General features: G+C 55.0%; 16 protein-coding genes and 2 tRNA genes. 6 read left to right on the top strand and 12 right to left on the bottom strand.

The window, feature by feature from the left end; all coding sequences use genetic code 11:
- The first annotated feature begins 29 nt into the window (after positions 1-29).
- The 6 genes from KO216_RS01290 to KO216_RS01265 all read left to right on the top strand — a co-directional run bounded on the left by KO216_RS01290 (position 30) and on the right by KO216_RS01265 (position 5,970).
- Positions 30-467, top strand: a complete 438-nt coding sequence (locus tag KO216_RS01290; RefSeq protein ID WP_215522488.1) for a DUF1617 family protein — start codon at positions 30-32, stop codon at positions 465-467.
- A gap of 274 nt (positions 468-741) precedes the next feature.
- Positions 742-1,296: a phage holin family protein gene (locus KO216_RS01285; RefSeq protein WP_215522487.1), complete on the top strand. Its 555-nt coding sequence runs from the start codon at positions 742-744 to the stop codon at positions 1,294-1,296.
- A 173-nt stretch (positions 1,297-1,469) separates the two neighbouring features.
- Entirely contained in the window at positions 1,470-2,318 is an 849-nt protein-coding gene (locus tag KO216_RS01280; protein WP_215522486.1) for an N-acetylmuramoyl-L-alanine amidase, read from the top strand.
- Positions 2,319-2,925: 607 nt separating this feature from the next.
- Positions 2,926-3,126, top strand: a complete 201-nt coding sequence (locus KO216_RS01275; RefSeq protein WP_309547322.1) for an SHOCT domain-containing protein — start codon at positions 2,926-2,928, stop codon at positions 3,124-3,126.
- A gap of 103 nt (positions 3,127-3,229) precedes the next feature.
- Entirely contained in the window at positions 3,230-4,417 is a 1,188-nt protein-coding gene (locus KO216_RS01270; RefSeq protein ID WP_251451711.1) for a recombinase family protein, read from the top strand.
- Entirely contained in the window at positions 4,417-5,970 is a 1,554-nt protein-coding gene (locus KO216_RS01265; RefSeq protein ID WP_215522481.1) for a recombinase family protein, read from the top strand. The genes KO216_RS01270 and KO216_RS01265 overlap by 1 nt, the downstream gene beginning before the upstream one ends.
- Before the next feature lie 182 nt (positions 5,971-6,152).
- Here KO216_RS01265 and KO216_RS01260 read toward each other — a convergent pair.
- From KO216_RS01260 to KO216_RS01205, 12 genes are all read right to left on the bottom strand, one after another.
- Positions 6,153-6,225 (bottom strand) — tRNA-Ala (locus KO216_RS01260).
- A 136-nt stretch (positions 6,226-6,361) separates the two neighbouring features.
- The gene (locus KO216_RS01255; protein ID WP_215522479.1) at positions 6,362-7,006 is read right to left on the bottom strand and encodes a histidine phosphatase family protein; all 645 of its coding nucleotides are present in this window, start codon (positions 7,004-7,006) and stop codon (positions 6,362-6,364) included.
- Between the two features lie 7 nt (positions 7,007-7,013).
- Positions 7,014-7,457, bottom strand: coding sequence for a ribosome silencing factor (gene rsfS, locus KO216_RS01250; protein ID WP_215522477.1), 444 nt, complete (start codon positions 7,455-7,457; stop codon positions 7,014-7,016).
- A gap of 9 nt (positions 7,458-7,466) precedes the next feature.
- Positions 7,467-9,992, bottom strand: coding sequence for a hypothetical protein (locus tag KO216_RS01245; RefSeq protein ID WP_215522475.1), 2,526 nt, complete (start codon positions 9,990-9,992; stop codon positions 7,467-7,469).
- Positions 9,989-10,609, bottom strand: coding sequence for a nicotinate-nucleotide adenylyltransferase (gene nadD, locus KO216_RS01240; RefSeq protein ID WP_215522474.1), 621 nt, complete (start codon positions 10,607-10,609; stop codon positions 9,989-9,991). The genes KO216_RS01245 and nadD overlap by 4 nt, the downstream gene beginning before the upstream one ends.
- A 144-nt stretch (positions 10,610-10,753) precedes the next feature.
- Positions 10,754-12,274, bottom strand: coding sequence for a GTPase ObgE (obgE, locus tag KO216_RS01235; protein ID WP_215522472.1), 1,521 nt, complete (start codon positions 12,272-12,274; stop codon positions 10,754-10,756).
- A 113-nt stretch (positions 12,275-12,387) separates the two neighbouring features.
- Positions 12,388-12,639, bottom strand: a complete 252-nt coding sequence (gene rpmA / locus KO216_RS01230) for a 50S ribosomal protein L27 (RefSeq protein ID WP_215522470.1) — start codon at positions 12,637-12,639, stop codon at positions 12,388-12,390.
- 24 nt (positions 12,640-12,663) lie between these two features.
- Positions 12,664-12,984 (bottom strand): 50S ribosomal protein L21, encoded by a 321-nt coding sequence (gene rplU / locus KO216_RS01225; protein ID WP_215523997.1) that lies wholly within the window; start codon positions 12,982-12,984, stop codon positions 12,664-12,666.
- Between the two features lie 203 nt (positions 12,985-13,187).
- A tRNA-His gene (locus tag KO216_RS01220) sits at positions 13,188-13,263 on the bottom strand.
- 122 nt (positions 13,264-13,385) lie between these two features.
- Positions 13,386-14,300 (bottom strand): ATP-grasp domain-containing protein, encoded by a 915-nt coding sequence (locus KO216_RS01215; RefSeq protein ID WP_215522469.1) that lies wholly within the window; start codon positions 14,298-14,300, stop codon positions 13,386-13,388.
- Positions 14,301-14,366: 66 nt separating this feature from the next.
- Positions 14,367-15,494 (bottom strand): D-alanine--D-alanine ligase family protein, encoded by a 1,128-nt coding sequence (locus tag KO216_RS01210; protein WP_215522468.1) that lies wholly within the window; start codon positions 15,492-15,494, stop codon positions 14,367-14,369.
- Positions 15,495-15,506: 12 nt separating this feature from the next.
- On the bottom strand, positions 15,507-16,532 hold the full coding sequence (locus tag KO216_RS01205) for an NAD(P)H-dependent glycerol-3-phosphate dehydrogenase (protein WP_215522467.1): 1,026 nt from the start codon (positions 16,530-16,532) through the stop codon (positions 15,507-15,509).

The raw sequence follows: 16,532 nt of genomic DNA, 5'->3' as shown, positions 1-16,532 counted from the left end.
CCAGGCTGTATTCAAGAAAGGAATACATCATGAAAATTTGGATAGCTAACAAGCACCTAACCGGACTAACAGAACTATTAGCCGCTATGAGTCTTAAACCTGGCCCTTCTAGAGCTAGAACCAAACTGCTCGAGCTAGTACGGCAGGCCACCAAGCGTTTTAGCGATGACGAATACGAACTGGTAACCCAATACGCCTCCCTAAACGAAAACGGCAAACCCCGCATCGATGCTGGGGGAACATTCACCCTGGCATGCCCAGAAAAAGCCCAAGAATTCTTCGCCGCTCGTCAAAGCCTATTCGATTCCCTGGCCGAAGTATCTGGGCCTACCTACCAAAACCATCTCCAAGAAGTAAAAAGCCTCATAGAAACCTATGACGGTGAGCTATCCGGGCAACAAGCAGAAGCATTCTGCGCGTTAAGCGAAGCAGTAGAACAAGCCATAAGCAAAGGAGAAACCTCATGATTGAGCAAGCGATAATCCCGATCCCTTCTGACCCAAAACCAGCCCCGCCAGGAAAAACAAAAAACACAGACAATCCCATAATGGTGATACCTAGAAAAAACACTATGGATATCACCCGCCTCACGCTGCAAGCCCTAAAGCGCCCATATATACAAACCGAATAGCACCGCCTTGTTTGAAGTTTCAATGCCTGCCTTGTGCAGGCATTTCCTATATCCGCAATCCCCCACGCTTGTGCTAACCCGTTAACTATTTTGAAAGGACAGCAAGAATTTTGTCTATCAAAACCATTTGGACGCTATTCCAAGGCGTAATCACCGCTATAGGTGCTTGGCTAGGAGCCTTCCTCGGTGGAACCGACTCCCTGCTCTACGCCATCGTAGCCTTCACCATCATCGACTACGCCACCGGAATACTAGCCGCAATCAACGCCCACAAACTATCCAGCTCGGTAGGGTTTCGCGGTATCGCCCGCAAAATCCTAATCTTCGCCCTCATCGGACTAGCCCACTTATTAGACGTGCATATTCTTGGCACCCCCGGAGTGCTACGCACCGCCACCATCTTCTTCTACCTATCTAACGAGGGCATCTCCGTCCTCGAAAACGCTGCACTGTTAGGTCTGCCGATCCCGGGCGGACTAAAACAAGCATTAGACACAATCAAGCAAACCGGTCAAAACCAGCCCGCCTTAAAAACCAGCTCAACACCACCCGCTAAGGCGAGCAGTCCAGATAAATACTCCCCGCCAACCCCTCAGGCAGGCCAGACCAGCCCGGGCAAATATCTGCCCCAACACGCCCTCCCCGACGAAATAGAAAAACCATGAAAACAATTCTTAAATTCCTGGCACTCCTAGCAGTCTTAACGCTACTTACCGCCGGGATCTGGCTCCTTTTCGCCTTATTCCTTTCATGGATACTGACCCCGCTTATCTACCTGCTCGCACTTTTTATCCTGGCCACCGGCTAAACCAACCAACAAAGAAACGGAGAACCCAAAATGAAGAACTGGAACACTCTAGAAGCTGACCTGAACCTTTTGATGAACAAACACTTCACCAAAGGCAGACAAGGCCGATCCATCAACAAAATAATCCTGCACCACAACGATGGAAACCTTTCCATACAAGGATGCTGGAACGTATGGCAAACCCGACCCGCCTCCGCGCACTACCAAGTAGAAACCAGTGGCCGCATCGGCCAACTCGTCTGGGATCGGGATACTGCCTGGCACGCGGGAAATTGGGTAGCCAACACCACCTCGATTGGAATCGAACACGCAGACGCATCCACCCACCCCTACCGCATCTCCGATGCCTGCCTAGAAAACGGGGCACACCTGGTCGCCGCCCTGTGTCACTACTACAAGCTCGGCCGACCCTGTTGGGGCAAAAACATATTCGGACACCGCGACTTTTCCGCAACCGAATGCCCCGCCTCCATAGCCGGATCCCAACACGCCGCTTACATGGCAAGAGCCGGCTACTGGTACGACCAAATGACCTCCAGCAAAGTATCCGCTACGCCAGCACCTGCCTCGAAGCCAACCACCACTGGTGGCAAGAGCATCGACACTCTCGCACGTGAAGTCATCAATGGTTCGTGGGGTAACGGCAATGACCGCCACCAGCGACTCACCGCGGCCGGGTTCAACTACGACGCCGTGCAAGCCCGCGTCAACGAAATCCTCGGGCTCAAATCCAAACCTGCGGGCAAGTCCATCGAGACCCTGGCGCGTGAGGTGATTCGTGGGGATTGGGGTAACGGGCAAGAACGCTACAACCGCCTCACCAATGCTGGCTACAGCTACCAACAAGTACAAAACCGAGTCAACCAAATCCTTGGCTAACCAGCCGAAGGCAACAACTGAATAACCACGCTGAATAAGAGCCGCTCTGGCGAGACGTCACCGTCTTGCTGGGGTGGCTCTTTTTTTGTTTCTACCCATCCGGTTCGCCTCTTCTTCACGGACGTATAGCGCCATCGCAGAAATAGACCGTCCGGATTGGGCTTCTGGGGTGGCTTAAAGCGAAAGCAAGTTCATCGAGTTAGGAGCATGCTATGGGTTTTGATACCAGAGAGCAAAAGGCAATCCGCCGATTGCACGCTGACCACGTACCATATCGGCGCATTAGCCAGATCCTGGGTTTGCCACCAACATCGGTTCTTCGTTTTGTTAATGACCTTCCAGCAAGCACCACCCGTGTTCCTGATGATGTGCTCGGTTGGTGCCCGTGGTGTGGGGGTCGTCTATATCGACGCCTTGACGGCAAAAAGCAGCGATTCTGTTGTAGCGAGCATCGGCGTGCCTGGTGGAAAGCACACCCTGAGGCGAAAAGGCGCACTGCTATCTATACTTTCACCTGCGCTGGCTGCGCAACCACATTCACTGCCTACGGCAACAAGAAACGCAAGTATTGCTCCCATGCCTGCTACGTGACCCACAGAGGCACGGCATGAAAGCGGTTCAGATGAAACATGAGGCAGTCTGCAGGGTCACGCTCGCACTTGCCGAAAAACTCCGCGTAGCTGGTGCCATCTGTCAGGGTGATTATCAGCGGATACGAGATACTCTCATTGGTTCGTATCATCCTGCGATTATGGCGCTGTTATTGCCGCAGCGGCTGGATAAATCTGGGCTTCAGAGTGATGTATAGAAGCAAAGGTTCACACCGAACGTGATACAAGGAGACGCGCATGAAAATCCGCAAACTACCACCCAAACCAGCAGCGTTGAAGCTCACGCGGGTGGCGGCGTATGTGCGGGTCTCACGCGAATCCGAGCGCCTCACTCACTCGTTCTCTGCTCAGGTCTCCTACTACAACAAGCTGATCAGCTCAACGCCAGGCTGGGAATACGCCGGGGTCTACAGCGACTACGCAACGACAGGTACGTCTATCTCGGGGCGCGGCGAGTTCAACCAGATGATCGAGCAAGCACTCGCAGGGAGCATCGACATTATTCTCACCAAATCGATTAGCAGGTTTGCCCGCAACACCGTCGACCTACTCACCACTGTGCGAGCCCTGAAAGCCGCTGGGGTGAGCGTGCGTTTTGAACGTGAAAACATCGACACCGCCAACGCTGAGGGCGAAGTCCTCCTCACTTTACTAGCCTCGTTCGCGCAAGCCGAATCCGAATCTATCTCGGCTAATGCGAAGTGGGGCATCAGAAAAAAGTACAAGGATGGGCTGTTGCATTCGCGCCAACTCTACGGATACCACTACCACCACGGCCAGCTCGACATCGTTGAAGAAGAAGCCGTTATTGTGCGGCGTGTATTCAGCGAGTTTCTTGAAGGGATCAGCCCAGAGAAAACCTGCAAACAAATGAACCAAGAGGGTTTGCGTTCACGTGTTGGCGGCAAGTTCCGCGCCTCGGTGACCCGGGATTGGCTGGAAAACCCCACCTATATCGGTACCGCAATCTTGCAACAGTACTTCAGTGCTCATGCCGGAGATAACACACCGACTCTGAATCGTGGCGAGCTGGATAAATATATTGTGGAAGACTCCCACCCACCGATTATCGAGCGTAGCGTTTTTGATGCCGTCCAGGCAGAGCTAGCTAGGCGGCGTGCCACGGGCGGACGCGGCTTGACCCCAACCGGTGGGAGTAGCGCTCTTACGCACCGTATCACCTGCACTATCTGTGGCAGGAACTATCATCGGCGTACCCGCCGCTTGGCGCACTCGACTTATAAATACTGGTGGTGCGAAACCGCCACGAAGGGCAAGGGCAACCCCTGCCATGTTCATCAACTACGAGAAGAACACCTGTACGCCATCATCAAGCGCCTGCTTGGGCTTCATGCTTGGGACGACCAGCAGGTGGTTGATCGGATCGAGCGAATTGAGGCCAGCCCAAACTGGCTCCTGACCATCCACCTCAGTAGTGGAAACACTGCCACGGTTGACTACCGCAACGGTGAGGAGGTGACTGCCTGATGCCACGGATTACCGCTATCCCTGCCACCAAAAAGATACACACCTCACCCACGGCTTTGCCCTCGCTTCGCCGCGTAGCTGGCTATGCTCGCGTCTCCACCGATGACGCTGACCAGGCGAACTCGTATGAGGCGCAAGTGGATTATTACGAGCGCTACATCAAAAACCACGACGGCTGGCAATACGTCGACATCTACACCGATGAAGGAATCTCTGGCACTTCCACGAAACACCGGGAGGGATTCAACCGCATGATCTCCGACGCCTTAGCTGGTCGCATCGACTTGATCGTCACCAAAAGCGTCTCCCGGTTTGCTCGCAACACCGTCGACTCCTTGACAACCGTGAGGAAGTTGAAGGATAAAGGCGTGGAGGTGTTTTTCGAGAAAGAAAACATCTGGACCCTCGACTCCAAAGGCGAACTCCTCATCACCATCATGTCAAGCCTTGCCCAAGAAGAATCCAGATCCATCTCCGAGAACGTCACGTGGGGTCAGCGCAAACGCTTTGCCGACGGGAAAGTAAATATGCCATTCAAGAACTTCCTCGGCTACGACCGCGGCCCAGGCGGCAAGCCCGTCATTAACCCCGAACAGGCCGAAACAGTACGCCGCATCTACCGCCACTACCTCGAAGGCATGAGCATCCCGCAGATTGCCGCAGCATTGGATGCAGACGGGATTCTGACCCCTCGCCGTAAACACAAATGGAGCCACACCACCATCCAATCCATCCTCACCAACGAGAAATATAAGGGTGATGCTCTGCTACAAAAATCCTTCACCGTCGATTTCCTCACCAAGGCTGTAAAAACCAACGAGGGCGAAGTGCCCCAGTATTACGTGACCGACTCCCACCCAGCCATCATCGACCCTGAAACCTGGGAACTCACCCAAGCGGAATTCGCGGCTCGAGGTAACGGCCGACGCGAGCGAGTGTTCACAGGCAAGGTTTACTGTGCTCACTGCGGCGCAGCCTATGGCAGCAAAACGTGGCACTCCACAAGCAAGTATCGCGCCGTCATCTGGCAATGCAACCACAAATTCTCTACACCTCACCCAGGTAAAATGCCGATCCTGCGCGATGAACAGCTCCAAGCCATGTTCCAGAGCGCGCTCGCCCAGCTCATTGAGCAACGCGGCCTCATTGACTGGAAACTCCTCACCGCTGTACTCACCGACACTAGCGAGCTGGAAACCCAAGCTGCTGAGCAAGCTGCTGAAGTAGAAATCGCCACGAAACTGATCGAGCAAGCTATCAACGCGAATGCGCATCACTCCCAAAATCAAGACGACTACCACCAGCGCTTCACCCAGCTCGAAACCCGCCAGCGCGAAACCATTACCGCCTACGAAGCAACCACGGCGGAGATTGAACGGCGCACAGGCATCAAAGCCACACTCAACCACTACCGGCGCACCCTCACCACACTAGACAGTGTAGGCGACTTTAACCCCGCCACCTTCCACGCCCTGTGCCAACGCATCGAGATAGCACCAAGTGGCAAAGCGACCGTGATCTGGAAAGACGGAACCAGCACACAAGCGCAATAGCCAGAAAGCTCCCCAAATAGAAAGCCAGCACCGATCATTTCGGTTGCTGGCTTTCTATTTACCCAGCTCAACACAACAATTTCGCGTAACCCCTATTTTGGAGCAAACGAGCAATTTTTGGAGCAAAATGACAAAACAAAACCTGCTGGCGCGAAATTGTATCAACTCCAGCAGGCAGTTAGTGGAGCTAGCGGGAATCGAACCCGCGACCTCTTCCATGCCATGGAAGCGCGCTACCAACTGCGCTATAGCCCCAAGCTATTTCTACCGCAGCAATCCTGCTCGGTAGGCACCAAATAACTCTAACTAACAGGGTGCCTCTTCTTCAAATCTCTGGCCTGTGTATTGCGACATACCCGCCTTCAGCCAGCGTAAACCGCCCCGAAAGCGACTAGGCCATGGAAGGCAGCGCCGAGCCGGCAGGATCGGCAACCCCGAGATTATGGGAGACCAGACGCCATCCAGGCTCACGCGAATAAGGAATCAACGTAGACCAGTGGCAGTTATCTAAACCGCGCAGTCCCTGCCAGGCCACAGGATCCAATCCCAGAATCTTCACCAGCCCTTGAGTAAGCGCCGAACCGTGGGAAACCACCACTAGCACCCCCTCAACCTGCTCAAAATATTCAAGTACGCATTTAGCGACCCGCGAGCCCACTTCCGCGCGCGACTCTACTCCCGCCATCGGGCATTCTCCGGTAGCTCGCCACTCTTCATAACGCGGTGCAAACCTTGCCTTTAGTTCTTTCGCGGACAGTCCCTCAAAATCTCCGAATGCCCGTTCTCGTAACCGTTCATCCGGCAGCGGTGCAATCTCCTGGTTGCAAGTATCGGCCAGCGCCTGCGCGGTTGCCTGAGCGCGTCGCAAATCCGAACAGATAATCCGTTCCGGATTTACTTTCACCAGTTCTTTCGCCGCCGCCTCAGCTTGGGCAATACCCGTCTCGTTAAGGGGTATATCAACCTGCCCTTGCACCCGTCCTTGCAGGTTATAGTCAGTTTGACCGTGTCGCCAAAAAATAATCTTAGTAGCCATGAATCGCCTACTCTAAACCAACAATCAGATTTTCAGCGTCCTGCTGCGCGTCCGGAGATTGAGCCTGCGCCCTCCCCACCTGAGCGGCTTCCTCCAAATCCGGCAAATCGATTCGCGGACAGTCATTCCACAGCCGCTCCAAACCGTAGTATTCCCGCTCTTCAGCTAGGAAAATATGGACGATTACCCCCGGTAATTCCATTAGCACCCAGCGAAACTCGTCATTGCCCTCGATAGTCATCGGGTCGGCACCGCAATCGTGACAGGCGTGGTCAATCTCGTTCATAATTGCCCGCACCTGCCGCGGATTATCCCCGGAACAGATCAAGAAAATATCAGTGATAATGGTTTGCTCATGAACATCGATGGCTACCACATCAGTTGCCAGTTTGCTGGCGGCAGCCTTGGCAGCTATCTCTGCCAGTTGGCGCGGTTCAGGCTTATCGACCAAGAAGAACTCCTATATCTGTAAAACGCTTACCTCATCTACGATACCGGGTTGCACCATATCCTGCCCCATTGTCTGAGAAATAACCGGGCGATCCATGGTCAATACCATTCCCAAAGCGATAATCAGCAAGATTGACAGCCGCAACGTCCAACGCAAGAACGTTTGGATAAATGTTAGCGGCTCTTCCTCGCCCTGGTCTTCACTGGATTCTAGCGACGCCCCGTAGCGAGTATCCTCCGGCTCCGGGGCCTCAGCTTTTTTTGCTTTTCGCTTCCGCTGCCACCACCGGGTTTTTTCTTCTTCCGGAGGCTCCTCGCTTTCGGAAGTAGATGGCGGAGCACTCTTTTCACTTTCCGAGGGCGCCGCGGTAGTTATTGGCGGAGCAACTGCCTGAGTGGGTACAGCTTCCTGTACTGGAGCTGCCCCAACCTCAGCCGCCGGAGCAGCCACTGCAGGAGCCGGGCTTGCAGGAGTCGCCACAGTAGGCACAGAGGGCGCGGGAGCCGCAGTAGTCGCAGCCATCGGGCTTACCTGCGCACCATAAATCCCGGCAGGGCTGGCTTTTACCGACGAGGGGGCAGGATGATAGGGCTGTGCAGGAGCCGTTGGTTGAGCCATAACCACCGGTCGAGCTGCAGGAGCTGTTTGCCTATCGGCAGCAGCCGCCGGCAAATCGATTTCAGCTAACGGTGCTGCCTGCCCGGCAACAGGAGCTGGCGCAGAAGCCGGCTGCACTGTCGGCGCTGGTTGCGCGGCAGCGGGAGCAAGTGCTGCGCCCGGTGACGGCTGCATAGTTGTAACCGGAGGTGCCGGAGCCGGACGCGGAGAAACCTGGTTGCCGCTTTGCTCCGCCAAACTTCCAGTGCGCGCTGCTAAAGGAGCCGCTTGCTGCTTAGCTGGTGATACCGGCGCTGCCGTGGGGACTATTGCCGGCGACGCTGCTACCTGGGAAGAACTTGCAGAGGTCGTTACATCGGGAGACGTCGGCGCTGGTGTAACCCTGGGCGACGCGGGTGCCGGAGCCGCCAAGTTCGAGGCAATTGCTGCAGCTGCACCAGCAGGGGCGGCCGTAGTCGCCCCGGCCTGGCGGGTTTGTGCCAATGCCTGCTGGAATAACTCGGCAGCAGATCCTGCCCCAGCCGCAGCTATATTTAAGGGAACTCCGCTTGCCGCACCACCTTTAGATGCAATCCCGGCAGGCATATTTACGCTGGTAGTTGCACTAGCTGGCAGCTGCGGGCGATCAAGATTATCAGCCGAACCGACAGGATATTGCTGAGTGCTGCCGCGTTGCTGGGCAAGCTCCGCTGCCGGCGCCGCATACTGGGTGGGCAACGTGCTGGGAGCAGGCTTACTCGCTGCGGCGGGCGTGAAAGGCGCGGGTGCAGCTGTAGGCGCAGATCCCCGCGGAGAAACCGGTTTGCCTCCAGAGGCCAAAGCTAGCTGATCTGCCAACGCCCGATCATCAGCGGCATCGGCTAAAGAATCAATGGGGGTTACTTTAATCGGTTGGGTGGTGTCACCATCGGGCGAGCCGGCAGCTAGTACACTGGGTTGATCAAAACCACTGGTAGCAGCAGAGCTCGCGGCTGGTTTATGTCCCGCAGCTCCTTGCTGATCAGTGAAAATACGTGGAGGAGTTTGAGCAGAACCCGGAACCGGTTGTGCCTGTGGGGTAATCCCCGAATGTTGTGTGGAAACTGCAGGGGGCGGCGTCGGACGGGCGGATACCTGCGATAAGGTTTGGGGTGCGGCGGACATTGGCATGGCAGGCGCTTGTGGGGTAACTTCCTCAGCAGACACTGGTACACCAGGGGCTGACTCCGGTGCTGCCACCGTCTGCTCAGGTGCAGGTGCGTGCACAATCGGCACCGCCGGCAATGCCGTAGCCGGGGGCTCAGCAACATCTGGAACCGCGGGTGCAGCCGGGGGATTTTGGAAAGACTCCAATAGCTCCGCCATTTTCTCGGCTTCAGTTTTTTCTTCCGCCACCTGGGCATCTAAAACTCGCTGTTCGCGGCGTTGCTGCTCCCGGGCAGCAGTGCGCAAAGCCTCTTGCTCGGCCTCTTCTAACTTGCGTAAACGCTCCGCTGCCTCAGCGGCTAAACGCTCTTGTTCCTGTGCCCGCGCTTGCGCTTCTTCGCGTTCTTTAAGTAGTCGCTGCAAATCCGCTTCGGCCTGTGCCCGCGCCTCCTGTGCAACTTTACGCATCCGCTGCTTTTCGCGATACTCCTGCACCCAGCTACGCCCATCCTGATCGGGACTGAGGGTGCGCTGTGGATGGCTAGGCTTCTCCGGGGGCATCTGCCGTAACTGCCGGGACAAATCGCTTTCTACCTGGCTAAAACCTTCTTGAATCTGTCCCCATTGCGACTCTTGGGACGAGGTCTGAGGGCGATAAGCTGGGCGGCGTCCTCCATTGCGGATCTCCTCAAGACGAGCCAGCTGTTCGGCAATGGAAATCTGCCCATATTTCGAAATCGGCGAATACGCCTGTTCACCAGGGACACGAGTGGGAAAATCTGATTCACTCATTGCTGGGCTTCCTTCCGATAGAGACCATATTTCGCAATATATTGCACCACCCCATCCGGAGTTAAATACCAGATCGGCGCCCGGGACGCCACCCGCTGACGAATATCGGTAGAGGAAATCGCCATCGCGGGCACCTCCAACAGTGACACCCGTTCGGCAGGTAACTGATCAGTATCGCCCCAGCGGTGACCAGGGCGAGTTACCCCCACAAATCGCGCCAATTGAAATAGCTCCTCAGCATTTTTCCAATCCATGATTTGCCGCAAAGCATCGGCGCCAGTAATAAAAAATAGATGACAGCCCGGCCTTTCACGTTTCAAATCACGCAGGGTATCCACCGTGTAAGTAGTTTCCCCGCGTTCAATATCCACCCGTGACACTGTAAAACGCGGATTAGAAGCGGTGGCAATGGAAGTCATTAAATAGCGATGCTCCGGGATAGTTACCCGCCGCCCCCTCTTGAAAGGCTGAGTGGCAGTAGGCACGAAAATTACTTCATCCAGGCCGTAGCGATGCTGCACCTCGGAAGCAGCCACCAAGTGACCATTATGAATAGGGTCAAAGGTTCCACCCATTACTCCAATGCGTCTACCGTCGACGCCGACGCCTACCGTCATTGAGTTCCCCTTCTTGCCAGCTTGTCTGCTTGGCCGGTTATTCCAATCCTAGCAAAAGTGAGCCAGTGCTAATATGCTTTATCGCGCTTCTTGACTTAAGTAAATATTTTGTCTGCAAAACAGCTGTCTTGGGGAAGATATCCCTTAGTCTGCGGAAGGATCCGTCCATAGCCCGGCCTCCGCTTCCTCCCGCAGATTCTGGCGGGCTTCCTCTTTCCCGTCCATCATCTGGTGGTATTGTTCGCGCCGTTCCTGGTTAGTGCGCCGGGTCGATTCCTCAAGACGTAGATCTTGCCCCCGTGCCCCCAATAGTTCGGCACCAGCCGACTGGAAAGGCTCGAAGTCAAAGATAACTCCGCCCTCCATTGGACCAATCACCACAGTATCTCCACTGGTAGCACCGACTTTAATTAATTCGGTTTCTACTCCCAAAGTGTAAAGCCGGTCCGCGAGAAATCCGATTGCCTCATCATTGGCAAAATCAGTCTGTTTAACCCAGCGTTCCGGTTTTTCTCCCTGCACTTGATATACCAGTCCCTGCCCAGTTTTTTGGGGTGTGACCGTAAACCCGGCTTCCCCCACGGCACGGGGTCGCAGTACCTGCAAGGGTTGGGCTTCAGTTTCTGGCTCTCGCTGGCGCAGTTCCATAACCATTTCTGCCAGGGCGAATACCAAGGCCTCCAAACCACGGCCACTGACCGCAGAAACCGCATACATCGGCCACCCGAACTCCGCAAGCTGTTTTGCCTGCAATTTTGCCATCTCTAGGGCGTCGGGAATATCCATCTTATTGAGGATGATCACCCGAGGTCGATCAGCTAAAGGAATATAACCAGAAACTTCGTCCAGGTCACTTTCATAGGCTGCCAGCTCCGCTTCCAGAGCCTTGATATCGTCGACCGGATTACGGTCAGCTTCCATATTGGCGCAGTCCACCACGTGCGCAATCACCGCGCAACGTTCAATATGGCGCAGGAAATCCAGACCCAACCCTTTACCTTGAGAGGCACCAGGAATCAGACCCGGAACATCCGCCACCGTAAAACGTTCCTCCCCAGCCTTGACCACTCCCAGATTCGGAACCAAGGTTGTGAACGGGTAATCCGCAATCTTCGGTTTAGCCTCGGAAATCGCTCCTATCAGAGAAGACTTTCCGGAGGAGGGGAACCCCACCAGTCCCACATCGGCCATTGATTTTAGTTCCAAGATGAGGACGCAAGATTCACCCTCCTCACCCAAAAGAGCAAATCCAGGGGCTTTACGTTTGCGAGTAGCCAGTGCCGCATTGCCTTTCCCGCCAGCACCTCCGCGTGCAACTTCCAGGCGAGAACCCGCTCCTTGCAGGTCAGCCAGGATTTCGCCATCTTCGGCTTTAACCACGGTGCCGGGAGGAACCGGCAACACCAGATCTTCGCCATTCGCGCCCTCGCGATTGTCCCCCATTCCGGGAGTGCCGTTAGTGGCTTTACGATGCGGCAAATGGTGGTAGTCGAGCAGGGTATGTGACTGGGGATCAACCTCTAAGAAAACGCTGCCGCCACGTCCCCCATCTCCCCCATCGGGACCACCCAGCGGTTTATATTTCTCGCGCCGGATGCTGACGCAGCCATTACCACCATTCCCGGCGGTAACATCGATTTTTACTCGATCTACAAAACTGGCCATGATTACTCCTTAGCGCCCTGGCTGAAAAGCCATTACTAACCACACACCTGTTGCTATATAAGTGTAGCGGGGTCGCTAGGCGACCCCGCTACCTCTAAGCTATTAGCTTTGCGTTAAGCCGAAACCACGTTTACGACTTTACGGCCACGCCGGCGACCGAACTCTACCGATCCGGCGGCCAGAGCAAAGAGGGTGTCATCCTTACCCTTCCCTACGTTCATTCCCGGGTGGTATTTGCTGCCCCGTTGACGAACCAGGATTTCTCCGGCGTTGACGTTTTCCCCACCGTAACGCTTGATCCCCAGGTACTGCGGGTTAGAGTCACGGCCGTTAGAAGAGGAACCCAGCCCTTTCTTATGTGCCATTTTCTTTTCCTTTCTTGCCTGAGGTTAGGCGATCTCGGTGATCTTTACCTGGGTCAGCTTTGCGCGGTGGCCCATGCGGCGAGTATAACCGGTCTTATTCTTGAACTTCTGAATCCGAATCTTCGGTCCTTTGGTCTGTTCTAAGACCTCTGCCGTTACCTTGATTTTCTCTAGATCAGCGGCGTCGGAGGTGACCTTGTCACCGTCAACTACCATCACTGGCTTGAAATCGACAGTATCGCCAACCTCTGCTGCCAGCTTGTCGACGACGACTACATCCCCGACGGAGACCTTTTCTTGACGTCCGCCCGCCTTGACGATCGCGTAGACCACTTTGCTGCTCATTTCCTTAGTCACGTACATTTTCTTTTGTCCGGAAAACCGAACCCAGCCGGTCTTCCAAACAACCGGCACCGACTAACTAGGCTAGTCGATACCAGCGGCGTTTATCAAACAAAATCCCTGTCCAGACAGTGTGTTATCTGCCACCGCAAGCCCAAGGAATCATTTGAACCGCCTCTGCGGCAAACTGCAACACAGCTGCCGTATGGGGTGGCTGACGGGGCTCGAACCCGCGACCTCCTGGACCACAACCAGGCGTTCTACCAACTGAACTACAGCCACCATTTATCGCATAGCAACGAATACCCACTTTATCTAACCAAAGGCTCCAGATAAAATTATTGTCGCTAAGCTAGCCTATGTATCCGCTCACACCTGCCCTTAGCGCAGGTCAAATACTGTTCTTACCAAAAGACCCGGTTACAAATCGCGTCGGCAAAAGTAGCAATCCCGTCCTCGCGCGTACGTAGATATAGCGAACCGTCTACCGGGGAAACTTCCATCAGGTAGTAAGAACCTTTGCCATCGGGAACGATATCTATCCGCAAGAACAGCAGGTGCTGATCGTGTCCCAAGCGGTCTTTAATCATCGAGTGGATTGCGGAACGTACCTTTTCCCCGAACATCCATTCTTCCGGTTTGGGTTGCCGGTTTCCGGTGACTTCCTCGTCGGCCTGCACTTCGGTGGTATTCGGGTTAGTGAGCATAGCGGCTTTTTCTACCGAGTGCGACAACACTCCATTCATATAGACCAGGGAGTATTCGCCGTGTTCATCTACCTGCGAGAGGTAACGCTGAACCATCACCGAACGTCCCTCTTGTAACAGGCTGTAGGCGTGAGTGATGGCCGCCGTCCGGGCCGTCCCATTATTGGCGTCGTAACGTCCCATTTCGCGCCCCCCGGAAGAAACCGCCGGTTTAACTACGAACTCACCGGAAGCGGGAAAACGGGTATGTACCTGGTGTTTATTAAGCTTTTGTTCCGGCTGTAGCCAGGTAGTAGGAATCACCGGAACTCCCCGCTCCTCCAGCTGCAGCAGGTAGTGTTTGTCTGTTGCCCATTTGACAACATCTGCCGGGTTTAACAAGCGGGGAACCTGATGTGCCCACTGCACGAACTCCTCCTGGTGAGCGGCATAGTCGCGCACCGAACGGATTACGCATACCCCTGCTTCTTCCCAATCCACCTCGGGATCATTCCAAATCGCAATCCGGGCATCGACTCCGCGAGAGTTTAATTCATCAACCAGTCCCGCCTCGTCCTCAGATAAATTCGGATACTGTGCACAAGTTACCAAGGTCACGCGTTTCTTCGCCATATCTCCAACCCTAATTGTTTAGTTCTTCGTTAGCTCAGGAAATGAACTCCATTTTTCCGATGTTTGTTATCTCAACCCCACCGGACGCGCCAGCGCTAAAGAAATCAATTCCTCCATAAGCTGGGAATACCCAATACCCATATGTTCCCATAATTTGGGGTACATAGAAAACGGGGTAAACCCGGGCATGGTGTTCACCTCGTTAATTACCACCGAATCCTTCTCGGGATCGACAAAAAAGTCTACCCGCGCTAACCCTTCACACCCCAGCGCCTCGAACGCCTTGGCGGCAATCTCGCGCACCTGGGTAGCCAAATGCTCGGGTATCTTCGCCGGGATTTCTAAACTGACGCTGTCTTCCCCGAAATACTTGGTTTTGTAGTCATAAAATACCACGTCATCGCGCATAGCGATTTTCCCCGGCTCAGTGGTACGAGGACGCCCGTCAGCTCCCTGCAACACCGCGCATTCCACCTCAAAACCGGTTAGCTCCTGTTCCACAATCACCCGGGGATCCACCGCTTGTGCCTTGATAACTGCTGCTTCCATAGCGTCTGCGTTGCTCACTTTAGTAATCCCTAAAGAGGAGCCGGCGCGCGCGGGTTTTACAAAGACCGGCAGTCCCAGGTGTGCCAACCGCTCCAGCACCCCGGAACGGTCATGGCTCCACTGACTCGCGGTCACAGTTTCCCATCTTCCGGCCGGCAGATTAGCCTCATGTAAAAGTATCTTAGTGGTGGGTTTATCCATCGCAGCCGCCGAAGCTAATACCCCGCAACCCACATAGGGCAAGTGCATCATTTCTAGCAGTCCCTGCACAGTTCCATCTTCACCGAAAGGCCCGTGCAGCAAGGGAAACACCACATCAAAACTGCCCAAATCAGCAAGGGAAAATTCTGGTCCCAGCTGGGTGGGCAAGCTCACCACATGACCGTCTCCAGGGGACAAGAAAAGCTGCCGGTTTGCGGCAGGAACCTGAGCCACTCCCTCCTCGGATATTTGGAACTGGTCGGAACTAAAATCTACCGGTACCCACTGTCCCTGCGGGGTAATCCCTACGGTAACTACCTCGAAACGGTCATGGTCGATCGCCTCGACAACCCCGGCCGCGGTCGCACAAGAAATCCCATGCTCCCCGGATTCTCCCCCGAACAGCACTAATACCCGAGGTTTACTTTTATCGCTTGGCGTCATGGCCTGTCCTCTCTATACCATTCGCGCGCTGGGTCCATCAGTTACCCGCGGCCCAGTACTCAAAGATACTAACGCTTCTTCTAAAGTCTGTTTACCACTAATCACCCGATAGGCGGCGGAGTTAATCGGCATTGAAACTCCCTTCTTATGCGCCAATTCGCGCACTACCGGACACGAGCGTGCCCCCTCGACCGTGCCCGCCGAAGCCTCCAGCGCCTGGGAAATATCCATCCCCTGCCCTAGTCGATAACCGAAAGCAAAATTGCGGGAGGATGAGGAAGAGCAGGTTGCTACCAGGTCGCCCAGTCCCGCTAGTCCCAGGAAGGTATCTGACTTTGCGCCCATCGCTACCCCGAGACGCACCATTTCGGCCAGCCCGCGAGTAATCAGGAAAGAACGGGAGTTGACTCCCAGTCCCAGACCTTCAGCGGCGCCAACCGCCATAGCGACAATGTTCTTGACTACCCCGCCGATTTCTACCCCCACTACATCTTCTGCCACATAGGGACGGAAATAATGGGTGTGAATGCGCGAAGCCACCAAGCCTGCGCGCCAAGAGTCTTCCCCGGCAACGGCGGCTCCGGTGGGTTCGTGTCGGGCAATCTCGCCAGAAAGGTTCGGCCCCGACACCGCCACTATCCGGGAAGGGTGTATCCGTCCGGCCTCGGAGATAACTTCCGTCATTACTTGCAAGGTTCCTGCTTCTAACCCTTTTACCAGCGAAATCACGGTGGCATTTAGGGGAAGAAAGTCACGGACTTGCTCCATGAGGGCGCGCACCCCATTTGAAGGAATCGACACCACTACCATCCCGACACCTTGGCAAACCCATTCCAGGTCACTAGCGGCACTGAGTCCATGCAGTTTTATTCCCGGCACGTACCGCGGATTTTCGCCCGCGTTGATTTGTTCGGCAAGTTCTGCTCGCCGCGCCCAGATCCGTACCTCATTGCCAGCATCCGCAAGTATTTGCGCAAATACGGTTCCCCAAGCTCCGGCGCCGAGCACAGCGACTTTGCGAACGGAGGAGGCGGACAT

Source organism: Varibaculum prostatecancerukia, from assembly GCF_943169825.2.
Taxonomy (GTDB): Bacteria; Actinomycetota; Actinomycetes; order Actinomycetales; family Actinomycetaceae; genus Varibaculum; species Varibaculum prostatecancerukia.
Note: the sequence above shows the minus strand (reverse complement) of the source record. Positions and strands in the feature narration are given on the sequence as shown.